1 protein-coding gene is annotated in these 1,408 nt (G+C 74.6%); it reads left to right on the top strand.

Annotated elements, in window-relative coordinates:
* Nucleotides 1–82: 82 nt before the first annotated feature.
* A partial coding sequence (locus tag ACYVE7_RS34035) for a ComEC/Rec2 family competence protein (RefSeq protein ID WP_460370695.1) occupies nucleotides 83–1,408 on the top strand: 1,326 nt, incomplete at its 3' end.

Below are 1,408 nucleotides of genomic sequence, written 5' to 3' on the forward strand. Positions count from 1 at the left end.
GGCGATCCCGGGATGGGAGGGGGTCGGGGCGGGAGTGCGGGTCAGGGTGGTGGGGCGGCTGCGTCCAGCGGGACACGGGGAGATGATCTCGGCGGTGGTGCTGGTGCGGGGGACACCGGAGGTGATCGGGGCGGGGCGGTGGTGGGGGCGGGTGGTGCGCGGGTTCAGAGCCGACTTCGCGACCGCCGTCAAAGACGTCGAGGAGGAGCGGCGCGGGGTGCTCGCCGGGATGGTGCTCGGCGACAAGGCCGGGCTCAGCGAGGGCGTCGAAGAGGAGTTCCGGGCGTCCGGGCTGCTCCACTGCATGGTGGTTTCGGGCGCGAACCTGGCGATCCTCACCGGAGCCGTGCTGCTCGGGTGCAGGTGGCTGGGGGTGGGGCGGCGGTGGGGCGCCCTGCTCGCCGGGTTCGTGCTGGTGGGGTTCGTCGCCGTCGTCGGGACGGAACCGAGCGTGCTGCGGGCGATGCTCATGGGGACGGTCGGACTGCTCGGACTGTTTCTCGGACGGGAACGGCAGGGGATCGCGGGGCTCGCCGCCACCGTCATCGTCCTCGTGCTGGTGGACCCGGCCCTCGCCAGGGAGTACGGCTTCGTGCTGTCGGTGACGGCGTCCGCGGGGCTCCTGGTGATCGCGCCGAGGGTGCGGGACGCGCTGATGCGGCGCCGTGTGTCCCGGCGGGCCGCGGAGGCGCTGGCCGTGCCGATCGCCGCGCAGATCGCGGTCTCGCTGGTGCTGCTGCTGCTGGCCGGGTCCGTGAACCTGATCTCCGTTCCGGCGAACGTGCTGGCGGAGCCCGGCATCGTCGTCGCGACCGTGACGGGCTCCATGGCGGCGTTCATCGCGCCCGTCTCACCTGGAGTGGCGGCCGTGCCGGCGCAGGTCGCGTCGGTCGCCGTCGGCTGGGTGATGGCCGTCGCCCGGACGGCCGCGGCCGTCCCCCACGGATCGGTGCCCTGGGCGCAGAGCCTGCTCGGCGCCGTCCTGCTGATCGCGACCGTCGTGCTCCTGGCGTTGGCTCTCCGCCGACGCTCGCTGCGCAGGCTCCTGCTCGCCGCGTTCCTGGGCGTGGCGGCCGGGATCTCGGTCCTGCACACGTTGCGGCCGGGTTGGCCGCCGCCGGGCTGGCGTCTGGTGGTGTGCGACGTCGGGCAGGGTGATGCGCTGGTGCTCTGGGCGGGTCCGGGGCAGGCGGTCGTCGTCGACGCCGGGCCGGAGCCCGGGCCGGTCGACCGCTGCCTGCGCGAGCTGTCGATCCAGGCGATCCCGCTGCTCGTCCTCACTCATCCGCACGCCGACCATGTCGCCGGCCTGCCCGGCGCCGTCCGCGGGCGGAAGATCGGCACGGTGCTGCACTCGCCGTCCAGCTCGCTCGCCGCCGAGTTCCGCGCCCTGTCCGCGGCGGGCCTC

The organism is Actinocorallia lasiicapitis (assembly GCF_054778695.1).